General features: G+C 43.2%; 22 protein-coding genes. 10 read left to right on the plus strand and 12 right to left on the minus strand.

Annotated features, from left to right (window positions below; genetic code table 11):
- Window positions 1-105: 105 nt before the first annotated feature.
- The 3 genes from ACT3TU_RS08500 to ACT3TU_RS08510 all read right to left on the minus strand — a co-directional run bounded on the left by ACT3TU_RS08500 (window position 106) and on the right by ACT3TU_RS08510 (window position 4,655).
- On the minus strand, window positions 106-1,206 hold the full coding sequence (locus ACT3TU_RS08500; RefSeq protein ID WP_192523085.1) for a CaiB/BaiF CoA transferase family protein: 1,101 nt from the start codon (window positions 1,204-1,206) through the stop codon (window positions 106-108).
- Complete coding sequence (locus ACT3TU_RS08505; protein ID WP_192523084.1) at window positions 1,199-3,370, minus strand: 3-hydroxyacyl-CoA dehydrogenase NAD-binding domain-containing protein; 2,172 nt, start codon at window positions 3,368-3,370, stop codon at window positions 1,199-1,201. The genes ACT3TU_RS08500 and ACT3TU_RS08505 overlap by 8 nt, the downstream gene beginning before the upstream one ends.
- Before the next feature lie 76 nt (window positions 3,371-3,446).
- Window positions 3,447-4,655: an acetyl-CoA C-acetyltransferase gene (locus tag ACT3TU_RS08510; RefSeq protein WP_192523083.1), complete on the minus strand. Its 1,209-nt coding sequence runs from the start codon at window positions 4,653-4,655 to the stop codon at window positions 3,447-3,449.
- Window positions 4,656-4,915: 260 nt separating this feature from the next.
- Between ACT3TU_RS08510 and ACT3TU_RS08515 the strand changes: the two genes are divergently transcribed.
- Window positions 4,916-5,656, plus strand: a complete 741-nt coding sequence (locus ACT3TU_RS08515) for a TetR/AcrR family transcriptional regulator (protein WP_192523082.1) — start codon at window positions 4,916-4,918, stop codon at window positions 5,654-5,656.
- Window positions 5,657-6,072: 416 nt separating this feature from the next.
- On the opposite strand, the gene ACT3TU_RS08520 is transcribed toward ACT3TU_RS08515, so the two are convergent.
- A complete protein-coding gene (locus ACT3TU_RS08520; RefSeq protein ID WP_192523081.1) occupies window positions 6,073-8,493 on the minus strand; it encodes a copper-transporting P-type ATPase in 2,421 nt (806 codons plus the stop codon).
- Between the two features lie 270 nt (window positions 8,494-8,763).
- On the opposite strand from ACT3TU_RS08520, the gene cadR reads away from it, so the two are divergent.
- Window positions 8,764-9,174 (plus strand): Cd(II)/Pb(II)-responsive transcriptional regulator, encoded by a 411-nt coding sequence (gene cadR / locus ACT3TU_RS08525; protein WP_225735223.1) that lies wholly within the window; start codon window positions 8,764-8,766, stop codon window positions 9,172-9,174.
- 306 nt (window positions 9,175-9,480) lie between these two features.
- Here cadR and ACT3TU_RS08530 read toward each other — a convergent pair whose 3' ends face one another.
- The 3 genes from ACT3TU_RS08530 to ACT3TU_RS08540 all read right to left on the minus strand — a co-directional run bounded on the left by ACT3TU_RS08530 (window position 9,481) and on the right by ACT3TU_RS08540 (window position 11,563).
- On the minus strand, window positions 9,481-9,912 hold the full coding sequence (locus ACT3TU_RS08530) for a PACE efflux transporter (RefSeq protein ID WP_192523080.1): 432 nt from the start codon (window positions 9,910-9,912) through the stop codon (window positions 9,481-9,483).
- 454 nt (window positions 9,913-10,366) lie between these two features.
- The gene (locus ACT3TU_RS08535) at window positions 10,367-10,792 is read right to left on the minus strand and encodes a hypothetical protein (RefSeq protein ID WP_192523079.1); all 426 of its coding nucleotides are present in this window, start codon (window positions 10,790-10,792) and stop codon (window positions 10,367-10,369) included.
- A gap of 105 nt (window positions 10,793-10,897) precedes the next feature.
- Entirely contained in the window at window positions 10,898-11,563 is a 666-nt protein-coding gene (locus ACT3TU_RS08540) for a glutathione S-transferase (protein ID WP_192523078.1), read from the minus strand.
- Window positions 11,564-11,817: 254 nt separating this feature from the next.
- Here ACT3TU_RS08540 and ACT3TU_RS08545 point away from each other — a divergent pair, with 254 nt between their 5' ends.
- Window positions 11,818-12,135, plus strand: a complete 318-nt coding sequence (locus ACT3TU_RS08545) for a DUF3817 domain-containing protein (RefSeq protein ID WP_225736902.1) — start codon at window positions 11,818-11,820, stop codon at window positions 12,133-12,135.
- 119 nt (window positions 12,136-12,254) lie between these two features.
- Here ACT3TU_RS08545 and nhaC read toward each other — a convergent pair whose 3' ends face one another.
- The 4 genes from nhaC to hppD all read right to left on the minus strand — a co-directional run bounded on the left by nhaC (window position 12,255) and on the right by hppD (window position 16,553).
- The gene (nhaC, locus tag ACT3TU_RS08550; protein ID WP_192523076.1) at window positions 12,255-13,679 is read right to left on the minus strand and encodes a Na+/H+ antiporter NhaC; all 1,425 of its coding nucleotides are present in this window, start codon (window positions 13,677-13,679) and stop codon (window positions 12,255-12,257) included.
- 92 nt (window positions 13,680-13,771) lie between these two features.
- Window positions 13,772-14,113, minus strand: coding sequence for a 4a-hydroxytetrahydrobiopterin dehydratase (locus ACT3TU_RS08555; protein WP_192523075.1), 342 nt, complete (start codon window positions 14,111-14,113; stop codon window positions 13,772-13,774).
- 248 nt (window positions 14,114-14,361) lie between these two features.
- The gene (gene phhA, locus ACT3TU_RS08560) at window positions 14,362-15,270 is read right to left on the minus strand and encodes a phenylalanine 4-monooxygenase (protein WP_192524795.1); all 909 of its coding nucleotides are present in this window, start codon (window positions 15,268-15,270) and stop codon (window positions 14,362-14,364) included.
- A gap of 170 nt (window positions 15,271-15,440) precedes the next feature.
- Window positions 15,441-16,553, minus strand: coding sequence for a 4-hydroxyphenylpyruvate dioxygenase (gene hppD / locus ACT3TU_RS08565; protein ID WP_225737003.1), 1,113 nt, complete (start codon window positions 16,551-16,553; stop codon window positions 15,441-15,443).
- 155 nt (window positions 16,554-16,708) lie between these two features.
- Here hppD and ACT3TU_RS08570 point away from each other — a divergent pair, with 155 nt between their 5' ends.
- The 4 genes from ACT3TU_RS08570 (at window position 16,709) to ACT3TU_RS08585 (ending at window position 21,435) form a co-directional block, all read left to right on the plus strand.
- Window positions 16,709-17,638 (plus strand): LysR family transcriptional regulator, encoded by a 930-nt coding sequence (locus tag ACT3TU_RS08570; protein ID WP_444784277.1) that lies wholly within the window; start codon window positions 16,709-16,711, stop codon window positions 17,636-17,638.
- 197 nt (window positions 17,639-17,835) lie between these two features.
- Window positions 17,836-19,032, plus strand: a complete 1,197-nt coding sequence (locus ACT3TU_RS08575) for an amino acid aminotransferase (protein ID WP_444784278.1) — start codon at window positions 17,836-17,838, stop codon at window positions 19,030-19,032.
- Window positions 19,033-19,291: 259 nt separating this feature from the next.
- Window positions 19,292-20,593, plus strand: a complete 1,302-nt coding sequence (gene fahA / locus ACT3TU_RS08580; protein WP_192529454.1) for a fumarylacetoacetase — start codon at window positions 19,292-19,294, stop codon at window positions 20,591-20,593.
- Between the two features lie 266 nt (window positions 20,594-20,859).
- Window positions 20,860-21,435, plus strand: coding sequence for a VOC family protein (locus tag ACT3TU_RS08585; protein ID WP_192524239.1), 576 nt, complete (start codon window positions 20,860-20,862; stop codon window positions 21,433-21,435).
- A 60-nt stretch (window positions 21,436-21,495) separates the two neighbouring features.
- Here ACT3TU_RS08585 and ACT3TU_RS08590 read toward each other — a convergent pair whose 3' ends face one another.
- Complete coding sequence (locus ACT3TU_RS08590; RefSeq protein WP_444784279.1) at window positions 21,496-22,356, minus strand: IclR family transcriptional regulator; 861 nt, start codon at window positions 22,354-22,356, stop codon at window positions 21,496-21,498.
- A gap of 115 nt (window positions 22,357-22,471) precedes the next feature.
- On the opposite strand from ACT3TU_RS08590, the gene maiA reads away from it, so the two are divergent.
- The 3 genes from maiA to ACT3TU_RS08605 all read left to right on the plus strand — a co-directional run bounded on the left by maiA (window position 22,472) and on the right by ACT3TU_RS08605 (window position 26,060).
- A complete protein-coding gene (gene maiA / locus ACT3TU_RS08595; protein ID WP_225736956.1) occupies window positions 22,472-23,119 on the plus strand; it encodes a maleylacetoacetate isomerase in 648 nt (215 codons plus the stop codon).
- 440 nt (window positions 23,120-23,559) lie between these two features.
- Window positions 23,560-25,086 carry a copper-containing nitrite reductase gene (gene nirK, locus ACT3TU_RS08600; RefSeq protein WP_444784280.1) on the plus strand — a complete coding sequence of 509 codons (1,527 nt, stop codon included), beginning with the start codon at window positions 23,560-23,562 and terminating at the stop codon, window positions 25,084-25,086.
- A 131-nt stretch (window positions 25,087-25,217) separates the two neighbouring features.
- Window positions 25,218-26,060 carry a formylglycine-generating enzyme family protein gene (locus tag ACT3TU_RS08605; RefSeq protein WP_444784281.1) on the plus strand — a complete coding sequence of 281 codons (843 nt, stop codon included), beginning with the start codon at window positions 25,218-25,220 and terminating at the stop codon, window positions 26,058-26,060.
- Window positions 26,061-26,213: the final 153 nt, after the last annotated feature.

Consider the following 26,213-nt stretch of genomic DNA (forward strand, 5'->3'; position numbering starts at 1 on the left):
TCAGTTCAATATAATTTGGATACAAGGAAGGCGAGTAAAAGTACTATAAATAGTAGACTAAGCGAGCCTGACACCGTATCTGATTTATATAGGACTGACTATGCTTTACTGCCAACCTGGTGTCGCACTATGTTCATCTTGATGGGCAAATAAAGGATGCACGCGAGCTTCCTCCAACGTCAACACCGGAGTAACGCAAACATCTGCTGACTCAAAAATCTGCTGCCAGTAAGCAAGCGGCTGGCTGGCAAAGGTATCAGCGACCACTTTAGCCGCCTTTTGACTGTCTTTGGTATTTGGCATGACACCCATTTGCCAGTGCTTGGTCTTGAGCTCAGGCAATTCTAAAACGTCACATAAACCTTGCCAAAACTTCAATTCTAGCGAACCTACTGCCATATAACGCTCGTCGGCTGTTTTGTATAAACGATAACAAGGCAGTAAGCCTCCTAAAAAATCATGTTGCGGCTTTGGATTTTTACCAGTGAAGCTTTTTACCAGCTTCCCAGTCGCTTTAGGCATGACCATATGCTGATATAAGCTGTGCGTCATACTGACCGCTACGTGACGACCTTTGCCAGTACGCTGTGCTGAAAACACGGCAGCCAAAAGGGCAATCACTGCCGTGTCACTACCGCCTGCCAAGTCTGCAAACTGGATATTAGGCATGGCCTGTTCGCCAGCGGCAGTCTTGAGCTGGTCAAGCACGCCGCTCATCGCCATAAAGTTGATGTCATGACCAGCTTTGTTAGCCCAATTATGTTTAATATTCGGCTTGGTTTGAGAGTCGTCACTGCCATCAGACACTCCATCAGTTATGCCATAACCCGTGATTGAAACCATGACCAGCTTGGGGTTGAGAGCATGCAAGGTTTTGGCATCCAGTCCCATACCTTCAAGCACTTCAGGGCGAAAGCTATCAAGCATTACATCCGCACTTTTTAAATGCGCTTTGATAACATCAATACCCTCAGGATCACGGAAATCAACTTTTTGAGTCTCTTTACCATGATTCAACGCGGTAAACAGCTCGCCAAAGGCGCGGGCTGGATCGCCATTAAGCGGTTCAATCTTAATAATATCCGCACCTAAATCTGCAAGTAGTCGCGTGGCGAAAGGCCCTGGGAGATTGCGCGTCAAATCAACGACGCGCAAACCATCCAAACAATCGCTCATAGCATCCATAGCACTAGCTAAATTAACCATCGATAAACTCCTCGCCCTTCTTGGCCATTTTCACAAGAATCTGAGCCGGTTCAAAACGCTCACCATACTTGCTAGCAAGCTCGCGGCTATGCTCTACAAATTTGTCGACACCTACTGAGTTGATGAACTGCAACGTACCGCCTTGGTTAGGTGCAAAACCCCAGCCAAAGATAGAGCCGATGTTGGCATCCGCCACGGTACGTACGACATTTTCCTCGAAGCATTTCGCGGTCTCATTAGCTTGAACGTATAATAAACGGTCTACCAAGTCTTGCTGCGATGGTTGCTCGTCTTTAGTTGGATATAGCTCAGTGAGCTCAGGCCATAAGCGTTTTTCAGCATTTTCAGGGTAATCATAGAAGCCTTTAGCGACCTTCTTCCCTTCACGGCCAAGCTCATTAACCATTTTTTCAACCACTGGCATTGCAGGGTGTGGCGTGAACGTTTTACCTTCAGCTTCTAGTGCCCGCTTAGCTTGTTGCATCACATGTAAGGATAGACTGAGCGATACTTCATCTTGCAGTGCCAGTGGCGGCACCGGCATGCCAGATTTCATACCGACCACTTCGATGCTGCGCGGATGTATGCCTTCACTTAACATTGCAATACCTTCTGAGACATAAGTACCGAATACACGAGAGGTGTAAAAACCGCGGCTATCGTTAACGACGATTGGCGTCTTAGCAATTTGACCGACATAATCAAAGGCTTTGGCTAAGGTTGCATCATCCGTATCTTCACCAACGATAATCTCAACCAACGGCATCTTATCGACTGGCGAGAAGAAATGCAGGCCAATGAACTGGTTTGGACGTGTGCTCGCTTTCGCAAGTTCAGTAATAGGTAGCGTCGATGTATTTGAGGCATAAACAGCAGTTTCTGGTATCACTGCTTCAGACTTACGAGTACATTCTGCTTTAACATCTACATCTTCGAAGACCGCTTCGATAATTAAATCACAGCCTTCTAGATCATCATAAGAAACTGTCGTTTTGATTTTATCTAATAACGCTTGTTTTTTGTCCTCGTTTGAGCGACCACGGCTGATAGCCTTATCTAACAACTTAGTAGAATAATTTTTGCCTTTTTCAGCACCTTCGATCGCCGTATCTAAAAGAACCACTTCCATGCCTGCTTTGGCTGAGACATAAGCGATACCTGCCCCCATCATGCCAGCACCAAGAATACCGACCTTTTTAGTTTTATAGCGCTCAAAACCCTCAGGTCGTGATTGGCCTTTTTTGATGCTATTAAGCTGTGTCCAAAGGGTATTAATCATATTTTTGGATTCAGCTGAGAGCACACAGGCGACAAAGTAGCGTGACTCAATCTCAAGACCGGTATCGATATCAACCAAACAGCCTTCAAACACGCAAGACATAATGTGGGTGATGGCCGGATAATTGCCATGTGATTTTTGATTGGCCATCGCAGGAGCAATAGAAAATATCGGTACTATTTTAGGGTTTTTGCTATCACCACCTGGAATCTTAAAGCCTTTTTTATCCCACGGTTGCTGCGCAGTAGGATTGGCTTTGATCCAGTCTTTGGCCTGCTTTAGCATATCTGCTTGATCAGTGGCCACGGCATCAATCAGACCCATGTCTTTAGCAGCAGCTGGACGCAGCTCTTTACCTTGAGTCATGAGCTCTAATGCTACTTGAATACCAACCAAGCGCGGTAAACGCTGAGTACCACCACCGCCTGGCAACAGACCCAACTTAACCTCAGGTAGACCCAGCTTGGTTTTAGGAGAATCAATCACTATACGATAATGACAAGCCAATGCTAGCTCTAAGCCACCGCCAAGTGCCGTTCCAGTTATGGCGGCGGCGACAGGTTTTCCTGATATTTCAAGTTTACGTAAGCTACCTTTAAGATCTTCTACTAAGTCAAATGCTTGCTCAGCGGTTTGGATACTAGCCAATTGGTCAATATCGGCACCAACGACAAAGGTTTCTTTACCAGAGGTTAAAATCAAACCTTTGGCAGACGCATCGTTGATAAAGCTATCGGTCATCTTAGCAAAGGAGTCTGTAAAACCATCACCGATGACATTCATTTTACGATCTGCTTGATCGATAATAACAGTGATAATTCCATTATCAGATTCGGCAGAAAAGTGGTTCAATGCATTGATGGCATCTACGCTATTTGTGCTCATATTAAGTCCTTCTTATATTATTGTATGTCGCTTTAATCACTAAAAACTAATGACAATCATTAAAAACCTATCAGTGCTAGACGCGCTCAATGATAGTCGCAATGCCCATACCACCGCCTACGCACAAGGTGATCATCGCTGTTTTCAAGTCGCGACGTTCTAATTCGTCAAGTACCGTCGTCATAAGCATCGCGCCTGTCGCGCCAAGGGGATGACCCATCGCGATAGCGCCACCATTGACGTTGACAATATCAAGTGAGATGCCAAAGTCGTTGGCAGTATTGAGTGGTACGGCAGCAAAGGCTTCATTAATCTCCCAAAGGTCAATATCCGAGGCTTGCATGCCCGCTTTATCGAGGGCTTTTTGACAGGCAGGCGTTGGACCCGTCAGCATGATGGCAGGTTCCGAGCCAATGACTGAAGCCATGGTGATTTTGGCACGAGGTTTTAGACCGGCCTTTTTGCCAGCAGCAGCGCTACCGACTAAACAGAGCGCAGCGCCATCAACAATGCCTGACGAGTTACCCGCGTGATGGACGTGGTTGACGTGTTCAATGGTGGTGTATCTATCTAATATAACGCTATCAAAACCCATTTTTCCCGGCATAACAAAAGAAGGATTAAGCCCAGCTAAAGTGGCTACATCGGTGTTTGGACGAATGGTTTCATCTTTGTCTAACAACAGCATGCCATTCATGTCAGTGACAGGGACGACTGATTTATCATAGTAGCCTTGTTCCCACGCCGCAGCGGCACGGCGGTGCGACTCGGTGGCAAATTCGTCGACATCAGTACGACTAAAGCCTTTCAGCGTCGCTATAGTATCTGCGCCAACCCCTTGCGGAACAAAGTGTGTCGCCTCGTTGACGCGTGGATCCATGTACCACGCCCCACCATCAGAACCCATCGGCACGCGACTCATCGATTCAACGCCACCTGCGACCACCATATCCTCCATACCTGACATAACTTTGGCAGCGGCAAGATTGATCGACTCAAGGCCTGATGCGCAATAACGTGACAACGTCACTCCTGCGACACTTTGTGCCCAGCCTGCATCAATGACTGCAATGCGAGCAATATCAGAACCTTGTTCGCCAATTGGAGTTACACAGCCAAGCACCACATCATCAACTAAGCTGGTGTCTAAGCTATGACGCTGCTGCATCTCTTTTAACAAAGTACGAACTAACCAGATAGGCGTCGCTTGATAAAGCGAGCCATCTTTTTTTCCTTTGCCACGTGGCGTGCGAAGTGACTCATAAATGTAGGCGGTCTCAGTCATAAAAAATCCCTTTTTGTAGATGATAAATGGAGTTAAAAAATAACAGCTATATTATATTTATAATAAAATGGTAATATATATTACCTTTAAGTATAATACTTATAATCTCATTAAATACTAATCTAGATAGCTATTATATTAGAAAATATATACAGCTTGTGCAATCGATTATTTTATAATGGTAATATATATTGTCTTTATCAATTTACTGTAAACGCTAAAACCATCTAAAAGCCAATACTATAAAGGAACCATAAGCTATGAAAACCACTCGCTCGAAAACACAACTTAGTAATGATGATGGCTCTAATCACAGAGTTAGCAAGACTCATGCTAAGACTAGTAGTAAAACCAATAATACAACCTCCAAAAAAGAGGCTCAGAGTAAACCCTCATCCTTGGCTCCTTTATCCGACATGCGACCTGCTACTTTAGACAAAATAGAAAAAGCGGTGCGCCAGTTATTTGCAGGTCATGATGCAAGCGATATCACTATGATACAGATTGCAAATGCGGCAAACGTGTCGCTGCAAACGCTCTATAAGTATTTTGGTGATAAACAAACGGTGCTCTACACTATTATGGACTTGGTGCTGGGAAGGTTGGCGGCGAGAATGATGGATCACCTACAAGGTATTGACAGTGTGGAGGATCGCTTACGCAAGACATTGTGGGTATGTCTTGATTTTGTAGATACTCAGCCTGACGCTGTGATGGTGCTATCTAAAGTATCGATAGCGCGTTTTCATAACATTGCTATTTATAAGAATAAAGAGCTTATTAACGCGTTTTTGAGTGTATTAGAAGATGGCCAAAAGCGAGGGGTACTCGTTGATACAGTACCACTGCATATTTTATTTGATGTGTTTATGGGATTCGTCAGTCGACTTGGCATTATGCAGAATATTCGTCAAGCAGATACGCCGCTAAATGCAAATTTTGATGCTCTATTTGATATGTTGTGGCGCTCGATGTCTAAGCCTGAAGGATCCGTATCTTAAAATAGTACACAAGTTACTGAGGGCATTGCTCATAATAAAAGCTTAGTGAACCTCTTGTTAAAGTAGCTTCAAATTTCAAAGTATACAACTGAATCCTAAGTATTTAATTGGTATGGATTTTAATATCCATAAGTCCTCTGCCAACCGCTTTTATGAGAAATAGCAGCATTGGCCGATGGAGGGATGGCTTGAGCAGTTTTCAAATATGGGACTTATTCGTTGGACAGCAGAACAGACAGTTCCGATAGTTATATTACGAGAGCCGAGTACTGATGAGATAAACCAAGCACACTGCCTTAGTGCGCCTTACACCAAACCCAAAAAAACGATTAGCCGTGTCAAACTCGTTTAGGCTACAGTGCGTAGCACTTGCACACATTTTCCTTGCTACTCTAATTTTTGTGAATGGTATTACATCATAACTCTAACCGACGCAATCTAAGCGCATTACCAATCACCGATACTGACGATAAGCTCATCGCAGCTGCGGCTATCATCGGACTCAGTAATAACCCGAAAGTGGGATACAGTACGCCCGCAGCAATCGGTATGCCAATAGCGTTATAGATAAAGGCAAAGAACAAGTTTTGTCTGATATTACGCATGGTAGCGTGGCTAAGTTTATAGGCTTTGGCAATGCCCATTAGATCGCCCTTGACCAAAGTAATACTGGCGCTTTCCATCGCCACATCGGTACCCGTACCCATAGCGATACCAACGTTAGCCTGTGCTAGTGCGGGAGCGTCATTGATACCGTCTCCTGCCATAGCCACCAACTTACCGCTATCTTGCATCTCTTTGACAATACGGTTTTTGTCCTCTGGTGAGACGTCAGCGTGTACTTCGTCAATGCCTAATTTATTAGCGACTGCTTGTGCGGTTTTCTCATTATCACCGGTTAGCATAACTACTTTTAAACCTGCATCATGTAGCAGTTTTATAGCGTCAGCAGTACTGGGCTTGATGGGATCAGCGACTGATATTATCCCCGCCGCTTTGCCGTCTATTGCGACGAACATGACTGTTTCGCCGTCTTTTCGACGCACGTCGGCTTTACTGGATAATTCACTATCAAAACTATTTAGGCTTTGCATCAACTTTGAGTTACCGATAGCGATTTGCTTGCCATTAACTGTAGCTTGTACGCCCTCGCCCGTCGTTGAATTAAAATCAGTAGCTTTGGGAATACTAAGCGCTTTGTCCTCAGCGGCTCGAACGATAGCTTCTGCTAAAGGATGCTCGCTAGCGCTTTCTACAGCGGCTACTAAAGCTAAAAACTCATCTTCATCTTGACCTGCCAGTGCATCGATCGCCGTTAATTCAGGTTTACCAGCAGTCAATGTGCCGGTTTTATCGACGACGATGGTATCGACTTTTTCCATACTCTCAAGCGCTTCAGCATTTTTGATAAGGACGCCATTTTGTGCGCCTTTACCGGTACCAACCATAATAGACATCGGCGTTGCCAATCCGAGCGCACAAGGGCAAGCAATAATAAGTACTGCAATAGCGTTAACTATCGCGAATGCCATTGCAGGTGCAGGCCCAAACATAGCCCAAACGATAAAAGTGATGACTGAACAGATAAGTACAATCGGCACGAACCAACCTGCTACTTGATCGACTATTTTTTGTATTGGCGCACGACTACGCTGAGCTTCGGCAACCATTTGCACGATTTTGGATAACACCGTATCGTCACCGACATTGACCGCTTCGATTAATAAAGTGCCAGTACCATTGACGGTGCCTCCAGTAACGGAATCGCCTGTCACTTTAGCGACAGCAAGCGGCTCACCAGTGACCATCGACTCATCAACATTACTATTGCCCTCAATGACCGTACCATCTACGGGTAGTTTTTCACCTGGTTTGACGCGCAGCTTATCGCCACTGACGACTTCTTCTAAAGAAACCTCTACCTCAGCGCCACTTTCATCCACTCGTCTTGCTGTCGGTGGGGCTAGCTCAAGTAACGCTCGAATCGCGCCTGAGGTTTGACTTCTGGCCTTTAATTCTAAAACTTGGCCCAATAGGACTAAGGTAGTAATAACAGCGGCCGCTTCGTAATAAACACCGACTTGACCCGCCGAGTCTCTAAAGCTGTCTGGAAAGATAGCTGGGAAGAAAGTGGCCACTAGACTGAAACCGAACGCGGCACCTACGCCCAGAGAGATTAAGGTAAACATATTTAGATTGCGGCTTTTTATCGATTGCCAACCGCGAACAAAGAACGGCGCTGCACCCCAAACGACAACGGGGGTTGCTAAGGCTAATTGTATCCACTGCGCGACTTGTGAAGAGATAGCAAATTGACCAATGCTATCTAAATTTATCCCGACCATATCGCTCATGGCGTACAAGAAAAGCGGGATAGTGAGTACGGTACAGATCCAAAAACGACGGGTCATATCGTCAAGCTCTGAGGTATCTTCTTCACCGACAGTGAGCGTTTCGGGCTCTAACGCCATACCGCATATTGGACAGCCACTATTCTCGACATCTCTGACCTCAGGATGCATGGGACAGGTGTAGACTGTGCCCTCATAATCATCTGGCACTTTGTCGTATTTGCCACCTTTGACGGATTTTACATCAGTATTATTGGTATTGGTTGAATCAGTGCTATGACATTGTGCTTGTTTGTCTTCATTATCGCTTGAGTCAGCAACCTCATCTTCAGGTTTAAGAAACATCCCACATATTGGACAATCACTCGCTTCGATATCTCTGACTTCAGGATGCATGGGGCAAATAAAGACTGTACCGTTGTAATGCTCAGGTACTTTATCGTACTTGCCGCCTTCGATAGGTTTTTCATTGTCAATAGGTTTCATAGAATTACTCCTTGAAGACAATAAGCCATAACAATGACTAAAAGTTTTGGTGCTGTTCTAACAAGCATCCTGACATCGGTCATCACCATAATGGATATAAAAGAATAGCACATCAAATATATTAATGTGATGGTCGATTTTTATCGATATAGTGAATTTACTTTAGAATGCAATATCTGTTCAATGTCCTTTATATTCAAGCCTATAAATTTGATTTATCCGATATCAAACATTATAGTTACTCTAATGTTTTAGATTCTAGAGATTGTTATGCCAATCAAAATTGGTGAGCTTGCTAAACGCACAGGCGCCACAGTAGAAACCATTCGCTATTATGAAAAAGAGCAGTTGTTACCAGCGCCTTCACGCAGCGCAGGCAATTATCGTTTATATAGCGAAACGCATATGGCACGACTACAATTCATCCTACACTGCCGTACATTGGACATGACGTTGGATGAAGTTCGAACCTTACTACAGTATTGGGATGAGCCTGACAGAGAGTGTGGTGATGTCAATAACTTGTTGGATGAGCATATTCACGCTGTGGAAATACGGATGAAGGAGTTGACACAGTTAAAGCAACATTTAATAGCTTTACGGCAGAAATGTATAAACGAGGCCTCAGCCGAGTCATGTGGAATATTAAACAGCCTTGCCGATAACTCTTGTCATAAGTAGTTATATCAGCGGTCCCAATACTTGAATGTTCAACAGATTCAAAAAATAGTGGGGATATTTGAGAGGATGGCTATTTTAGAAGGGAATAAGCGCCCAAATCAGGAACTTAACGTCACTGAAAAGGAAGAGGTCTAGTTGATTCACTTTAAAAACGATACAGTGCTGCTGAAGTAAATTTTTTGCAGCCTCTGTCACGCTTGCGAGCAGCAAGCAAGAAAAGTTTATAATAGCACGTGACTATTTACTTCTGAGCTTTCTGACAATCGTATCGATTTTATTTAGAATTGCCTATAACAAGTGGTTTTTTTAAGCCAAAGATTTAACTGCTGGCGGTATAGGATAAATTTTGTCATAAATCAAGTTATAGATAAAAGCATATACCAGATAAAAAGTAGCCATAGTAATGTCCATTTTAAAAGCTTCCCAAAGGCTCATATGCAAGTACCAAGCAATAAATGGTAACAGTAAGCATAGCAGTCCTGCTTCGAACAACAACGCATGTAATACTCGTAGCGAGATTGTTTTATGGCTGTCTCCACGTAGTTTCAATAAGCCATGATCAAACAACAAATTATAAATATAGTTCCAAATGGTCGCAGTGACAGAGCCTACCACGGCGATAGTGCCCATCAATTGCATCTCAAATCCAAACACCCAACTTGCTAAAGGGGCAAAAGTTAATAAACCTATTATTTGAAAGGCTAAAGTATGGCGAATCCGATCCTTCATAGTGCGCATGATACTTCCTAATAATTGTAAAAAACCACACCCTAAAACACTCTCTTTGGTTATCAAATTGGTTATTAAGAGGATATTTAATAGAGACGCTGTTATCAGGGTCTGTTGAACATTCAAATATTAGTGTTCGCTATCCCGATGATCCCTATTGTCATTACTAAAAACTGTCATTACTAAAATAGGTATAAAGACATTAAAGGTGCAGTGTCCTACACAATGTATGCAATGGCGTTATAACAAAACCATTCAGCTTATGGCTAAAGAATTCATAACAGAAAATGATCACTTAAGTTACGTTGCTACTATGACTATTGATATCCTTACATGGTGGTATATAGATAGCTAAAAGGGGTATATGCATCACTTGTGATTTAGTTATGGGGTTTCTCAAATATAAAAACCTTCTATGCTATACAGAAATAACGTAGAAGGTTTTGGCTGGTTGGCTGTCTTATTAGCTAGCAAGCTTAAGCTTATTTGCACTACTCATAAGTGCGTTAAGGTTTTTCTCAAGCTTACCTTTTTCCATTTTATTTTTAGCGATAGCCTTAATACTCTCATCTGCTGCCTGCTTATTGCCTTCAGCGACTGCCTGCTTCAATGCTAAGTGCTCACGTATAATGGCGACTCGCAAAGGCTCAATTTTATTAATAATACGGTTGATAGACTGATGCAAGTCTGACTGTTTATAACGTTCCTTCACTTTAGAGGATTTATATAAGACGCTATTTTTATCCCCTTTTGCGCTTGCGAGCTTCTCTACATATTCAGCAGCTATCTTGTCCGCATACTCATTTTGAACACCAATCTCTAAAACCTGCTCTTCTAAAACGATACCCAACTGTTCCAATTCGCTATTTTTAATTGCACTTTCTGACATTTTCAGCATTCCCTTGTAGATGACTCACGCATATTTAATTGGCCACATATTATGCGTGCATCTTAACCTAAGAGTACAAGTGTACACAATAGCCATTTAGCCCTTTTAACATAACGGTATAAAAGACGCAGGAAAAACCACCACGTCATCTTCTTCTTGCCATGGCTGAAACTTAGTCATAGCCTGCAAAAAGATGGGATGCTCAAGCCAATTTTGTAGCCATGATTGTAGTTTTGGATATGGTAAACTGTAAAATACCTCACGATCCACATGGGCAAATTGGCGAACAAAAGGCATAATGCCAATATCGGCAATGCTTACACTGTCTCCCAGTAGATAAGCATTTTTAGTGAGCAACGCTTCTAAAACCTGTAAAAACTCTTCACCCTGTTGTCGATATTCTGTCTGGGTCATTTCAAGATGGCGGTCGGCATATTTATAACGATCCAGCCAATATTTAAACTCGTTGTCGTTTTTCTCGATTAAAGCGTTTGCCTGAGGTAAAGTCTCTGAGTCTAACAGCCCTTGCGGATCTTGCTGTTCAAGCGCCCACAGCATTATCTCTCGACTCTCTTCAATCACAGTCCCATCAATACGCTGTAATACAGGTACGGTGCCTTTCGGACTAATGGCCAGCATTTGGGCTGGTTTGTTTTTAAGGACTATCTCTCGCAGCTCTACTTGCAATCCAGCAAACAAAAGACCAAGCCGCGCGCGCATGGCATAGGGACAGCGACGAAAAGAATATAAGTAAGGAAGTGAAACAGTCATAGATATTTTTCGCAGTCAAAGCGAGATCAATAGGCTCATAGTCACAGACTCTAGGATACTTTTTATCAGATTCGTCCTAGTGGTTGTTTGGTTTTCTACTGATCTCTATTAAAGGTTGGCAAAAACTAATGCTTCAAAGCATCGAGCAAAGCCAGTATCATAGCGGTATCAAGGCATGCCCTCAATCTAAACGATCATATCAAAAGGAACACCATGTGTCGAAGGCTCAGACAACTACCGAACCCGCATCTGGCATGAGAAAAAATCAAAAATCTGCATTGAAAAATCTAACCATCATAGGTTACCTAGAAGGCACTTCTTTTTTATTATTGCTAGGCGTTGCCATGCCGCTAAAGTATATGATGGGTATCCCCGAAGCGGTGAAATACCTCGGTATGGCTCACGGTGGCTTATTCATCGCCTATATCCTAATACTCATGATCGTCGTCAACAAGGTTAAAACCCCAATTTGGGCGATGCCTGCGGGTGTACTCGGCTCGTTTTTACCATTTGGGCCGTTTATTTTTGATCACTTTTTAAAAAAGAGCTTACATAAAAAAGAGCTTACATAAAAAAGTGCAGTAAACAGTTTAAAAACCTCTATTTTTCATACTAAACAACCCCCATAAGTTATTCACTTACGGGGGTTGTTTTATACTTCGTGATGAATGCTATTTTTCTATTTAGCTTGTTAATTGACAGCTTGTGCTTTTTGGTGCTTACGAACGTTAGTGCCATCCTTGCGAGTGATGGTTATTCCTGTGAAGCCAAACAATATCGTTAGTAATAGCGATAAATAACAGAAGAATGCATAAGGCAGATAATCAAGTACAGGTACTTCTAACGCTTGGCTGATGAACACACCACACACACTCCATGGCACGAGTGGATTGATAACCGTACCCGCATCCTCAATAGTGCGCGATAAGTTTTTGGGATGTAAGTTCAAGCGCTCAAACGTCTGGCGAAAAGCCGTCCCTGATAATAGAATACTCAAATACTGCTCACCTATAAGCACGTTGATACTCAATGCTGCCATAGCGGCGGCAAAAATCGCGCGACCTGAACTGGTTAGCATATCTCTGATACCTAACAATAACGCTGGCAAGATACCCAATGCGCGTAGCAAGCCACCTAAGCTTAATGCCAATATCACAATGGTCTGCGTAAAGAACATGCTCTGCATACCACCGCGTGAGATCATGCCGCCTACTTCGCCCAGCTCCAAGTTGTCAGCAGGTGTATAACCACCAAACATGTAATTACCCAGCTGCCCAATACTGGGCGTACTGTGCAAATAGGTAATGAGTAACGCGCTAGCAATGGTGTAAATGATAGTGTAGATGGCATTCACTCGACAAACCGCTAAGACGATTAGCACGATAAATGGTAGTACTGAATAACCATGGACTAAGCCGCTATCAACCAATTGTGATTGCAACATAGTAATTTGATCTAAATTGCCGCTACCTGTCTGCCCCGAAAAGAACCAAAACAATCCTGCTGTAATGAGCCACGCCGGTACCGTGGTATACATCATATTACGAATATGCTCAAACAAATCAATGCCCACGACAGAAGAAGCCAGCGTACAAGTGTCTGATAAAGGAGACATTTTATCTGCAAAGAACGCACCCGAGACGATGGCACCTGCAGCGATAGCGACATTGGCATCAAAGGCATTGCTCATCCCAATAAAGGCCACGCCTATCGTCGCTGCCGTGGTCAAACTACTGCCCAAAGCAATACCGATAATAGAGGTCAATACAAAGGCGGAAATATAATAATACTGCGGTGAGATGAGGTCAAAACCATAGTACATAATGGTGGGAATAGCGCCCGACATCATGAGAGCAGCAACTAGCAATCCAATAAAAAATAATAAATAAATGGCACCAATACCGCTAACGACGCCTGAAGACATCTGCTCTTGCATCTTCTCAAAGCTTAAACCCTTAAACATACCTAGGGCCAGCAAAACGGCAATAGCAAGCATTAACGATAGGTGCGGAACCCAGCCAAAGCCGATCATGGTGACACCCATAATCGCGATGACAACGCTAGCAATGATAAAAGCTATCTTAGGAGATAGCTCGGTAAGTACATGTGGCGGCATAACACATCCTTGGCGTACCAGTAAATTCTGGCGTTAGGGTTGGCGTTGAGGGTGGACAGTTTAATGAGTTACGATAATGATTGCTACTCTCATTATTTACCCATTAGGCTATCAGTTTTAGCTGCCATGACAAAGTCATTACGATGCAGACCTTTGATGCTATGTGACCACCAAGTGACGGTAACCTTTCCCCACTCAACCAACATCCCAGGATGATGCCCTTCTGCTTCGGCAATTTCGGCAAGTTCATTGGCAAATGCCATCGCTTTAACGAAGTTTTTAAATTTATACCGACGTTGTAATTGATTGATGCCATCGACTTCGATAAGCGACCAATCAGGAATTTGTTTTAATAGCTCGCGTGCTTCACTCTCATCGACGGTCGGAGCGCCAATACGGCAGGCTTCACAGCTGGCTTGTGATAATGTGGTCATTATGATGTCCTTTTTTAACTATTAATTTTAGTGATTATACGTCCGTGTTGATGCTTTTTTACTACTTTTAAAACAAGTTATAGGCCGTTCTAAATAAAAGCGATACGATTGTAATAAAGTGAATAGCCAGATGCTGCTGTTATAAGTTTTTCTTGCTTGCTGTTTGCAAGCGTGACAGAGGCTGAAAAAACTTACTCCTGTAGCACTATCGATTTTAAAATCAATCAACTATATATATTCATTTTTTATTAGGTATTTTCGATAGCGTAAGTTGGCTCAAATAAACCTAATGACATGGCTTGTTTGACCATTCCCATAATGTCGCTATCAACGATGTCAAATAACGTATCTAAATCATCAATAACATAGTAAATAGGCTGGATATGATCGATACGATAAGGCGTACGTAACACGTCGAGCAAATCAAATGCTCTATACTCTGGTTGTTTTGATTGAGATTGGGGTTGATGCACAGAACTATCACTGAGCGCATAAACCGTTTCAGACGGTGAGCTTAAGATACCGCCGCCATAGATACGACGATTTTCAGGGCGACTACCAACCAAACCAAACTCGATGGTAAACCAGTAAAGTCGTGCCAAAAACCATCTTTCTTCTTTACTGGCATTGATTCCGAGCTTGCCATACGTCTCATTGAAAGCGGCAAACGCAGGATGGGTGAGCAGCGGACAATGTCCGACGATTTCATGAAAAACATCAGGTTCTTCAATATAATCCATATCCTCAAAGCGACGGATAAAGGTAGCTACTGGAAAGGATTTATTGGCTAAGAGTTTAAAAAACTTACCAAAACTGATTAGCGCCGGAACAGCAGTCGTCTGCCAGCCGGTAGTCGCTTGCAGCACGTCATCGATATCATGGAGTTGGGGTATATGTGTCTTTGGGAGTTTTAGCTTATCTAAACCCTCTAGATAGGCTGAGCAGGCACGGTTGGGTATTTGCGTGGCTTGACGCACCAGCAGCGTTTGCCACATGGCGTTTTCATCGTCACTGTAATGAATGTAACCTTGACTGTCTGGCTGACGCGACACATAAGGTTGCTTTTTATGAGTCGCGTCGTCACGAGTGGATGCTTCAAAGGTCAGCGTACTGACACTGACCGTCTTATGAGCAGTGATATGTTGGCGGCGTTCCATGCCTAATTTCCTTTTATTACAATAAATATCGTACTTTGATACCAGTAGGCTCAATAACCATCATTTATTCTGATAACCTAGTGTGCAAGACACAGAGTAAAGGGGAGCAAGACAAAATCCTTTTGCCCTGCCCGTTTATCGCTTTTATTGACTTAAAGCCCGACTGGAAACTATGGCGTTTCAGTCTCTGGCTGACCAACTGTACCGCGACGGACTTGGTCACGCTCGATAGATTCAAACAGGGCTTTAAAGTTACCTTCACCAAAACCATCTTCGTAATCACCTTTGCGTTGGATAAATTCGAAGAATACGGGGCTACCCAAAATAGTTTCAGAAAAAATCTGTAGCAGCAAACGTGGTGCACCGCTCTCAGTCGTACCATCTAATAAGATACCGCGCATCTGTAGCTCAGAGACATTTTCACCATGATTCGGTAGACGCTCATCTAGCATCTGATAATAAGTGTCATTTGGTGCCGTCATTAGCGGAATACCAGCAGCTTTTAGCTTATCAATACTGGCAAACAAATCATCACAGGCCAAGGCAATGTGCTGAATGCCTTCACCATTGAAATGCATCAAGTACTCTTCGATTTGTCCGCCGCCCTGCTTTGATTCTTCGTTCAATGGAATACGGATTTTGCCATCAGGCGCGGTCATGGCTTTACTGGTCAGACCCGTGTATTCGCCTTTGATATCGAAATAGCGGATTTCGCGGAAGTTAAAGATACGCTCATAAAAGTTTGCCCAATAAGCCATGCGACCACGGTAAACGTTATGGGTTAAATGATCGATGACCTTAAAGCCATGACCAATAGGGTTTCTGTCTACATCGGCAAAAAACTCAAAGTCGACGTCATAGATAGATTCGCCGTCTTGATAGCGGTCGATAAGATAAATCAATGAACCACCAATGCCTTTGATAGCAGGCAATCTAAGCTCCATCACCCCAGTTGGCACGTCTACGGGCTGAGCGCCCATCTCGATTGCACGCTCATAAGATTTTTTGGCATCTTGGACACGAAAACCCATACTGCAAGCACCAGCACCATGCTCTTCAACGAAGTAGCTGGCTTGGCTTTTTGGCTCACGGTTTAAGATAAGATTGATATCACCTTGGCGGTAAAGCGCAACGTCCTTTGAGCGATGGTTGGCAACATGGGCAAAGCCAAGCTGCTTAAATAATGCGTCAACCGCATCAGGTTGAGGTGAAGCGAATTCAACAAAATCAAACCCGTTTAGCCCCATTGGGTTTTCAAATAAATCTGCCTTTAACTCTGACATTGTCATCATCCTTAATTTCAATTGGTGGTATAAAACGCTAAAAATCAGCCAAAAATAGATTTCAATCAATAATTCTTATTGACGATGCATTTATATTAGATTAGGTTTATTTATAAGACTAATTGTTTTTTATGATTTATTTATCAGGTTTACTTATGAATATCAGCATTCGCCAATTGACCGCATTTATCAAAGTCGCTGACAACGGTAGCTTTACCCGTGCCAGCGATCAGATGCATTTGACCCAATCTGCCGTCAGTGGGTTGATAAAAGAATTAGAATCTAACCTTGGAATTGTATTGTTTGACCGCACCACACGCCAGCTGTCTTTATCGGTAGTAGGGCATCATTTGCTGCCACAAGCTCGGCGAATTTTGAATGAGATGCAGTTGTTTGAAAATGAGGCCAGCAGTTTGACGAGTTTAGCGCAAGGCAATGTAAGACTGGCTGTTTCGCAGTTTGCTGCCTCATCCATGCCAGCGGTTATCGCTCAATTTGCCAAAATACATCCCGAGATTAGCGTGTCGTTATTGGACTGTTCAGCCGAAAACCTACTGAGACATGTTCAAGATATTGAGGTGGATTTGGGCGTCGGAACCGAGCTTGAGCTGATAGAGACTGAAAATGACATCAATGCCGATTTGCTATATCAGCTGCCATTTTGTGTGGTCATGCCTGACACCCATACGCTGGCGCAAAAAACTGAAATCACGTGGCAAGATCTGTTAGACATTCCACTCATCACCCTGCAAGGTCCTTTTCTTGAGCAAGTAACCACTGAGCTGGATGAAAGTATCGTCAACCATATTCAGCAGGCGCGTTATAAGGTGAACTTTATGTCGACTGCCCTTGAGATGACTCGCCAAGGTTTCGGTATCACATTATGTTTGCCTTATATGCCCGAAGTGATAGATTGGGTAAGCGCCAATGGCTTACAAATGAGGCCATTGGCGCAACCTATCAAGACGCGGCAGTTTTTTATCTATCAGCGTTCTTCTCGTGCATTATCACCGGCTACCATTGCCTTTAAAGGTTTTTTACAGAGCTATTTTTCTAGCCATTTTAATGACTTACAGCGTATTTAAGTACTGCCTTCAGTGGCATTATCAACGCTTAAAAATACTTGAAGCACAATGGCTCTCATCAACAGTTTTATTAATTATTCAAGATAACTGAATCTAACGTTGAGTTAATCCGTAAACTGGTTTATGCTTTTTAGCGCCTTAACTCATACCCTTTGTACTTATATATATTGTACTTATATACATTGTAAGGAAAAAAAATGTTTGAACGTATCGATTATTACGCTGGCGATCCAATTTTAGGATTGATGGAAAAGTTTTTGGCGGATAACAATCCCGATAAAGTAAATCTAGGCATTGGTATTTATTATGATGAACATGGCGTCATGCCTGTACTCGACTGTGTAAAAACGGCTGAACAGCGTATTGCCGACCCTATCTCGCCGCGTCCATACCTACCGATGGCAGGCTTATCAGGACACCGTAAAGGCTGTCAGGCATTACTTTTTGGTAAAGACGCACAGATTTTAAAAGATGGCTTAGTCGCTACGATTGCGACTATTGGTGGTTCTGGTGCGTTAAAAGTCGGTGCTGAATTTATTCATGAATGGTTCCCGCAATCTAAATGCTATGTCAGTGACCCAACGTGGGGCAACCACATTGCTATCTTTGAAGGCTCTGATGTCGAAGTCGGTAAATATCCGTACTACGACACCGCTACTGGTGGCATCAAATTTGATGAAATGATCGCGTTTTTTGAGACGTTGAATAAAAACGATGTGGTTTTATTACATCCTTGCTGCCACAACCCAACGGGCGTTGACTTGACTCGCGAGCAGTGGGATACCGTGCTAAATGTCATTCAAGCGCGTGAGTTAATTCCATTTATGGACATTGCTTACCAAGGCTTTGGCGAAGATATGGACAGCGACGCTTACGCTATACGTAAAGCCGTCGATATGGGTTTACCTCTGTTTGTCAGTAACTCATTCTCCAAAAACTTATCGCTATATGGCGAGCGTGTTGGCGGTCTATCAGTGGTTTGTCCAACAGTAGATGAAACTGAGCGCGTCTTCGGTCAGCTGAACGCTACTGTACGCCGTATCTACTCAAGCCCGCCATCACATGGTGGCCGTGTAGTCGACATCGTCATGAATGACGAAGCGCTGCATGAGCAATGGATTGGCGAAGTTTATGCGATGCGCGATCGTATTAAAGCCATGCGCTTTAAGCTCAAATCAGTGTTAGAAGCCAAAATACCGAACCGTAACTTTGATTATATTACCAATCAAAATGGCATGTTTAGCTTCACAGGATTGACGCCTGAGCAAGTCGCACGTTTACAGAGTGATTTTGGTATTTACATGATCTCTAATTCGCGTATGTGTGTGGCGGGATTGAACACCAGTAATATCGATTATGTTGCCAATGCAATGGCAGACGTTTTAAAAGATTAAGACAGACTATTTCACTAAAAATATCTTAATGAAAAAAGGCTGAGCAGTTGCTTAGCCTTTTTTTATGTTCTGCGTTTTTCTATTTACATTGCTAAGAAGCATTAGAGCCAAAGACGCAACTCTCTACAATGAGCTCATCAAGCATCATTTAAGCAAACGCTGCATAAAAGCCCTTGCAATCTATACGTTGTTAAATTACATTATACGTAAGCAGTTAATCATAGCGTAATTTATTATATACTTTAGCAAGGAGCAAACTATGTCAACGATTGACAACAACCTCACCTCTTTTATCGATATCGCCAGCGATTCTGATTTTTCAATTCACAACCTACCTTATGGCATTTTTAGTGAGACTCAAGATGGTGCTGGTAATAACAAGCGCCGCGCCGGTGTTGCCATTGGCGAGCACGTATTGGATTTGGCTGTCCTCGAAACAGAAGGTTTGCTGAATTTAGACAACGGTCCATATTTTAATCAGCCCACTCTGAACGCCTTTATTGATTCTGGTCGCGACAATTGGACTAAAGCACGAAAAACCATCCAGACCTTACTGTCTAATACTAATAATGCTTTATGTGACAATAAAGACTTACAAAGCAAAGCACTATTTAAGCAAGCTGACGTCACTATGCATTTGCCCGTTCAAGTGCCGGGTTTTACCGATTTTTACTCTTCTAAAGAGCATGCAACCAACGTCGGCACTATGTTCCGTGACCCAAGCAACGCGCTACTTCCGAACTGGACCGAAATGCCAGTTGGTTATAATGGCCGCGCCAGCACCGTTATTGTGAGTGGTAGCGATGTGATACGTCCCTCAGGTCAGCTAAAACCCAATGCTGATGACCGTCCTATTTTTTCACCTTGTAAGCGTTTAGATTTTGAGCTGGAAACTGCTTTTGTCGTCGGTAAAAACAACAACATCGGTCAGCCGATTGCGGTAGACAACGCTATTGAGCATATCTTTGGCATGGTGTTGCTAAACGACTGGTCAGCCCGTGATATTCAAAAATGGGAATACGTGCCTTTAGGTCCATTTAACGCCAAAACCTTTGCTTCTGAAGTCTCGCCTTGGATTGTAACTATGGATGCATTGGCACCTTTTAAGACACCATGTCCAACACAAGAGCCAAAACCGCTGGCTTATCTGAATCAAAAAGACAGCAACAACAGCTACGACATCAATCTATCAGTCGAGTTATTGCCTGAAAATGCGGATAACGCCACTGTCGTTTGCGAAACTAATTTCAAATATATGTATTGGTCAATGGCACAGCAGCTGACCCACCACACCATTACTGGCTGTAAAGTAGAAGTTGGCGATATGATGGGCTCAGGTACGATTTCAGGTTCGACGCCAGATTCTTATGGCTCAATGCTTGAGATTGCATGGAACGCTACCAAACCAGTGACGCTAAAAGGTGGTGAAACGCGCAGCTTCATCGAGGATGGCGATACGGTCATTATGAAAGGCTATAGCGAAAAAGATGGCATCCGTGTCGGATTCGGTGAAGTACGCGGAAAAGTACTGCCTGCGCTTAGCTTTGATTTTGGCGAATAGCCTGACTATAGTTAAAATACTTTAAAAACGCTACGATACTGCGGGTATAGTTTTTTTGCAGCCTCTGTCTGCGTAGGCACAGCAAGCAAGAAAAAACGGTATCTGCAGTACGTGATGTAGCGATATTACTTCTCACTGACTATATATAAAGCATTAGCACATAAAAAAGGCGTAAAAATGAATTCAAGCTGTCAAAGAGTTACTGATGTACAACCAAGCTCGCTGACAGCCTGATTAGCAATCCGCCCTATCAAAAGGAGTTTGATATGAGCTTTAAAATTGAAAAAATCCATCACGTAGCCTATCGCTGTAAAGACGCTAAAGAAACCGTCGAATGGTATCAAAAACATCTAAATATGGACTTTATCTTGGCATTTGCCGAAGACCATGTACCTTCAACCAAAGCCTTTGACCCTTACATGCACGTATTTTTAGACGCTGGTAATGGCAATGTGTTGGCGTTTTTTGAAGTACCCAATCAGCCTGAAATGGGTTTTGATCCAAATACCCCAGACTGGGTTCAGCATCTAGCGATGAAAGTAAAAGATCGTGATACTTTAATTGCTGCTAAAAAGCATTTAGAGGAAGGCGGCATCGATGTTATTGGGGTTACCAATCACGGCATCTTCCACTCGATCTACTTCTTCGATCCCAACGGTCATCGTATGGAACTCACCTATGATGATATTACTTCAGAAGAAAAAGTATCGATGATTACTGAAGAAATTAAACAAGACATGCTCGATGAATGGTCGCGTACTAAGCGTGCGCCAGCTCATACGCAGTTTTTGCATGCTGAAGAGCTGGCTGAAGCAAGAGAAGTCGCGCCTGCCGGTGAATGAGACTTTGCAGATTTTTAATTGTTCAGACTACTGTTTATAAAGTAGCTAAGACTGTCTTAGCTACGCTATTTGATACCGCTGCGCTATTGCCATTATTCTCTCGACCACATTGTTTTTTGTACCCATCGGTAACTGCTCTGTGGTACCGATGATCGTAATCGCATACTCTAATGGCAGATTTTCGACAGATGGTTGACCATCGATAAACATCTCAGCAGAGCTATCAAGCTGCGGTAAGATAACTGGAATAGTGATGGCGTTAATACCCACCAACATATCACCAGTAACGGTCGCATAACCTTGGGTGCGAATCTTGGTTTGAAGTTGGCTAAAATGCTGCCATTTCTCTGCTATAACCGCCTCTTCGCTGGTTTGCCATTCAGTGATAACCAATGGCTTAATAGTAGCATCAGGCTGATAACTGGCAAATAACTGTCCTGTAGCTGACGTCGTCAGTGGCATACGTGAGCCGATACGAGTGATAATACTAATAGCGCTATCCGGTTCAACAGACTGAATAATAATAGGGCCTTCATTAAACCATTTGGCGATTTGCACCGCGCAGTTGGTACTGTTCTTAATATCATTAGCAATGTATGTTAGCCGCTCCAAGATATTGTTTGGATGAAATCCAGTATGCCCCATTGCGCCTAACGCCCCTAATGCATTAACCCTGTCACCGAGTCCATAGCGTCCATCGTCAAGCTTGCGCGCATAGTCTTTTCGAATAAGGCTGACCAAATAACGATGGCACTTTGCTGGATGCATCTGCATCGCTTGGGCAATATCTTTGAGCATCATAGGCTCGTTATGATCGATAAGCACATCTAATATCGATAGCCCAACTTCAAGCGACTGTACGCCATTTTGGGTTTTATTCGTTGGAGCGGGATTGTCTAAAGGATTTTCAGCGGCTGGCATATTTCACTCAATTAATGGCTTTCTTAATTAATAGTTTACTTGATTAGGGTAAAGGTCATAGTACCAAGTATAACCCCTTATCTCACTCACAACATAATAAAGGACATAGATAATGATGAAACTTTATGGTTACTTTCGCAGCAGCACTTCTTACCGTACTCGCATCGCAATGAACCTAAAAGGCTTGGATTATGACAATATCACGGTCAATCTAGCACAAGATGAGCAGCTAGAAACAGAGTTTAAGGCCATCAACCCTCAAGGATTGGTGCCGGTCTTACAAGCAGATGATCTCTTATTATATCAAAGCCCTGCTATTTTAGAGTGGTTAGAAGAAGTCTACCCTGAAAGCCCTCTATTGCCCAAAGACGCGGCTGGTCGCGTGCAGGTGCGCGCCATTAGCGCCATGATTGGCTGTGACATTCACCCAATTAATAACCGCCGTATATTGCAGTATCTACGCAACGAACTCTCGGTAGATGAAGAAAAAGTCATGGATTGGTGCAACCGCTGGATGAGTGAAGGATTTACTGCGTTAGAAAAGCGTTTGGCTCAAGACAAAACCCGTGGAAAATTCTGCTACGGTGACAGCCCTACTTTTGCAGATTGCTATCTCATTCCGCAGGTTTCCTCTGCTCAACGTTTTAAAGTGGATTTAAGCCCTTACCCTAATATTGTCGAGGTTGATACGCATTGCCGCACCTTAAAGGCATTTGCCGACGCTGATCCTATGATGCAGCCTGATGCGCCAAAGCCTAATTAGGGTAAGTCACCAACTATATACCTGTGTTATATAATTGAATCACTTTAAAACGGATACAAGTGCTACTGGCGTAGACAATAGCGCTCACAAAATGCCCCTTATCTAACACATAAGGGGCGTTTTGTGATGAAGATTTTAGGGTATGTTGATGTACATTTTTATACAACTTTTTCGGTTCAGCTAATCGTATTAATTCATATATAAATCTGTAACTACTCAGTATAGAAATAGTTAAACAATATTCCTAAGGGCAGTAGCCTATTCTTAAAGATTCATTTAGAATGAATGTTATGGAAGCCAAGTTATTCAAACAATCCTGTTATGAATTTGTTTTCTTAGAACATATTTTGCTTTTCTTCAATTGTGTGCGTAGCATAAGAACAGCAACAAAAATCGACATTTGATAACTGAGCCACTTATTTCTAATTATGGAGAGCACTATGCGCCTTTTTAACTCAACCTCCTCACCAAACAAATCCCCTACTTACTCTAAACTGGCTTTAGCTTGTTTATTAGCTTTAAGCACAGCTGCCATGGTTGGTTGTGACAAATCCAATCCTGATCAGACCGATGCAATCAATGATGAGAAAACACAAGCTGAAACTGATGCTAAAGCGAAAACCACGGCAGATGGTGAGCTACCTGTTATCGAAGGTATTCTGACTCACGCTCCTGATGTGCCACCGCCTATTGACCGCGATTATCCTGCAAAAGTAGTCGTAAAAATGGAAACTGTGGAAAAAACCATGCGCTTAGCCGATGGTGTCGAGTATAACTTTTGGACGTTTGGCGGTCAGGTGCCAGGACAGTTTATGCGAGTTCGTGAAGGCGATGAAATTGAGTTTCATTTATCAAATCATCCTGACTCTAAAATGCCGCACAATATTGATTTGCATGCCGTAACAGGGCCCGGGGGCGGTGCCGCCTCTTCCTTCACCTCTCCTGGTTATACCTCAGAATTTAACTTTAAAGCCTTAAAACCGGGCTTATACGTTTATCACTGCGCAGTAGCACCAGTCGGTATGCACATCGCTAACGGTATGTATGGTCTAATTTTGGTTGAGCCAGAAGAGGGTTTATCAAAAGTTGATCGTGAGTTTTATGTCATGCAGGGAGATTTCTACACCAAAGGCGACTATGGTGATAAAGGTATACAACCTTTTGACATGGAAAAAGCGGTGAAAGAACAAGCAGACTACGTGTTATTTAATGGATCAGTAGGCGCGCTAACGGGTGAAAACTCACTAAAAGCAAAAGTCGGTGAAACCGTTCGTTTGTTTGTCGGTAATGGTGGTCCTAACTTAGTATCATCATTCCACGTTATCGGTGAGATCTTTGACAAAGTGAATGCAGAAGGGGGTAGCGTTGAAAATCATAACGTACAAACCACGCTTATTCCTGCAGGTGGTGCAGCCATTACTGAGTTTAAAGTGGATGTACCGGGTGAGCTGGTGATGGTCGACCACTCTATTTTCCGTGCATTTAACAAAGGAGCACTTGGTATCATTGATGTTGAAGGCCCTGAAGATGCGAAAATCTACTCTGGAAAAGTCAACGAAAGCGTGTATTTACCAGAAGGTTCAGCCGCTCAAAGCCTCGGCAAAACCAATGCACCGGCACCAGTTGTCACCGCTGCCAATAAACAAGAAAGAATCAAAATGGGTGAGTCTATTTATGCCAGCAACTGTGCCGCGTGTCACCAACTGAATGGTGCAGGCATACCAAAAGCCTTCCCACCATTGGCTAAATCTGACTATCTCAATAAAGACCCTAAACGTGCCATCGATGCGATACTAAATGGCTTGACTGGCAAAATTACCGTTAACGGTGAAGAGTATGACAGTGTGATGCCAGCTGTGGCCTTAAATGACGAGAAAGTGGCTAACGTCGTCACTTATATCATTAACAGTTGGGATAACAAAGGTGGCGAAATCACACCAGCAGATGTCAAAGCGGCTCGTAAGTAAGTTTGCCCTTTTTATTAAACGACTTACTTTCTTATCATTCAGCTAAAAATGGTGTCTAACTCAGTAGGAGTCTGGCACCGTTTGACTGGCATGATACACCCTGCCCTTTTAGGACAACTAGGAGATTAGTCATGTTATCTACTCACATCACTAACACTCAACAAATCATGAACACGACTGCTCGCCGTTTAGCGTTGTTATTGGCGATCAGTGCGCTAACACTAACAACGGACTTTGGGTTTATGAGTACGCAAGCGCAAGCAAAAGAGCTTGCCATTCAGCCCGGTACTTATCGTCCGTTATACTTGAGCAAAAACTCACCTTTAGTGGCCGTTGATAAATTCAAAATTGATGAGCTACCAGTTACTAATATCCAGTATTATCAATTTTTAAAAGAAAATCCAAAGTTTAGGCAACGGGCAATTGCTCCTATTTTTGCTGACGCTGGTTATCTAAGGCATTGGATTAATACTAAAAACATCTCTGTGCCTAAAAAAGTAGATTTCCGTAAACCTGTGGTCAATGTTTCATGGTATGCCGCCAATCAGTATTGCCGCGCTCAAAACAAGCGCCTGCCAACGGTTGAGCAGTGGGAATACGTGGCGCAAGCGTCTACCACCAATAAAAACGGCAGCCTAGAAGAAGGCTATAACCAACGCATATTGGACTGGTATGGTAAGTCTGCTGGTAATAAAGACCAACTTGCTGATGTCGGACAAACCCCTGCTAACTATTGGGGCGTCAAGGACTTGCACGGTTTGATATGGGAGTGGACAGAGAACTTTAACAATAGCTTAGTCACTGGCGAATCACGCGCTGACAGCAACCTAAACCAACAGATGTTTTGTGGCTCGGGCGCAGCAGGTGCGGTTGATCCCAGTGATTATGCAGCTTTTATGCGTTATGGTTTTCGCTCAAGCTTAGAAGCCAAATATACCGTCAGTAGTCTTGGCTTTCGCCGTGCCAGTAATTAGTCTATCTACTATGAAACAAGCATAGTGCTACTGAGATAAGTTTTGCGCCGCCTCTGTCTGCGCAGGCACAGCAAGCAAGAAAAATTTATCTCAGTAGCGCCAGTAGCGCCAGTAGCGCATTGTCATATTTGTACTTATTTTAGTTAGGAATGA

Source organism: Psychrobacter sp. AOP3-A1-26, from assembly GCF_052378235.1.
Taxonomy (GTDB): Bacteria; Pseudomonadota; Gammaproteobacteria; order Pseudomonadales; family Moraxellaceae; genus Psychrobacter.

What these genes read in the sequence shown, in the direction of transcription:
- ACT3TU_RS08500 (WP_192523085.1), bottom strand. Translation starts at nt 1,206, where the DNA reads ATGGTTAATTTAGCTAGTGCTATGGATGCTATGAGCGATTGTTTGGAT.
- ACT3TU_RS08505 (WP_192523084.1), bottom strand. Translation starts at nt 3,370, where the DNA reads ATGAGCACAAATAGCGTAGATGCCATCAATGCATTGAACCACTTTTCT.
- ACT3TU_RS08510 (WP_192523083.1), bottom strand. Translation starts at nt 4,655, where the DNA reads ATGACTGAGACCGCCTACATTTATGAGTCACTTCGCACGCCACGTGGC.
- ACT3TU_RS08515 (WP_192523082.1), top strand. Translation starts at nt 4,916, where the DNA reads ATGAAAACCACTCGCTCGAAAACACAACTTAGTAATGATGATGGCTCT.
- ACT3TU_RS08520 (WP_192523081.1), bottom strand. Translation starts at nt 8,493, where the DNA reads ATGAAACCTATTGACAATGAAAAACCTATCGAAGGCGGCAAGTACGAT.
- cadR (WP_225735223.1), top strand. Translation starts at nt 8,764, where the DNA reads ATGCCAATCAAAATTGGTGAGCTTGCTAAACGCACAGGCGCCACAGTA.
- ACT3TU_RS08530 (WP_192523080.1), bottom strand. Translation starts at nt 9,912, where the DNA reads ATGCGCACTATGAAGGATCGGATTCGCCATACTTTAGCCTTTCAAATA.
- ACT3TU_RS08535 (WP_192523079.1), bottom strand. Translation starts at nt 10,792, where the DNA reads ATGTCAGAAAGTGCAATTAAAAATAGCGAATTGGAACAGTTGGGTATC.
- ACT3TU_RS08540 (WP_192523078.1), bottom strand. Translation starts at nt 11,563, where the DNA reads ATGACTGTTTCACTTCCTTACTTATATTCTTTTCGTCGCTGTCCCTAT.
- ACT3TU_RS08545 (WP_225736902.1), top strand. Translation starts at nt 11,818, where the DNA reads ATGAGAAAAAATCAAAAATCTGCATTGAAAAATCTAACCATCATAGGT.
- nhaC (WP_192523076.1), bottom strand. Translation starts at nt 13,679, where the DNA reads ATGCCGCCACATGTACTTACCGAGCTATCTCCTAAGATAGCTTTTATC.
- ACT3TU_RS08555 (WP_192523075.1), bottom strand. Translation starts at nt 14,113, where the DNA reads ATGACCACATTATCACAAGCCAGCTGTGAAGCCTGCCGTATTGGCGCT.
- phhA (WP_192524795.1), bottom strand. Translation starts at nt 15,270, where the DNA reads ATGGAACGCCGCCAACATATCACTGCTCATAAGACGGTCAGTGTCAGT.
- hppD (WP_225737003.1), bottom strand. Translation starts at nt 16,553, where the DNA reads ATGTCAGAGTTAAAGGCAGATTTATTTGAAAACCCAATGGGGCTAAAC.
- ACT3TU_RS08570 (WP_444784277.1), top strand. Translation starts at nt 16,709, where the DNA reads ATGAATATCAGCATTCGCCAATTGACCGCATTTATCAAAGTCGCTGAC.
- ACT3TU_RS08575 (WP_444784278.1), top strand. Translation starts at nt 17,836, where the DNA reads ATGTTTGAACGTATCGATTATTACGCTGGCGATCCAATTTTAGGATTG.
- fahA (WP_192529454.1), top strand. Translation starts at nt 19,292, where the DNA reads ATGTCAACGATTGACAACAACCTCACCTCTTTTATCGATATCGCCAGC.
- ACT3TU_RS08585 (WP_192524239.1), top strand. Translation starts at nt 20,860, where the DNA reads ATGAGCTTTAAAATTGAAAAAATCCATCACGTAGCCTATCGCTGTAAA.
- ACT3TU_RS08590 (WP_444784279.1), bottom strand. Translation starts at nt 22,356, where the DNA reads ATGCCAGCCGCTGAAAATCCTTTAGACAATCCCGCTCCAACGAATAAA.
- maiA (WP_225736956.1), top strand. Translation starts at nt 22,472, where the DNA reads ATGAAACTTTATGGTTACTTTCGCAGCAGCACTTCTTACCGTACTCGC.
- nirK (WP_444784280.1), top strand. Translation starts at nt 23,560, where the DNA reads ATGCGCCTTTTTAACTCAACCTCCTCACCAAACAAATCCCCTACTTAC.
- ACT3TU_RS08605 (WP_444784281.1), top strand. Translation starts at nt 25,218, where the DNA reads ATGTTATCTACTCACATCACTAACACTCAACAAATCATGAACACGACT.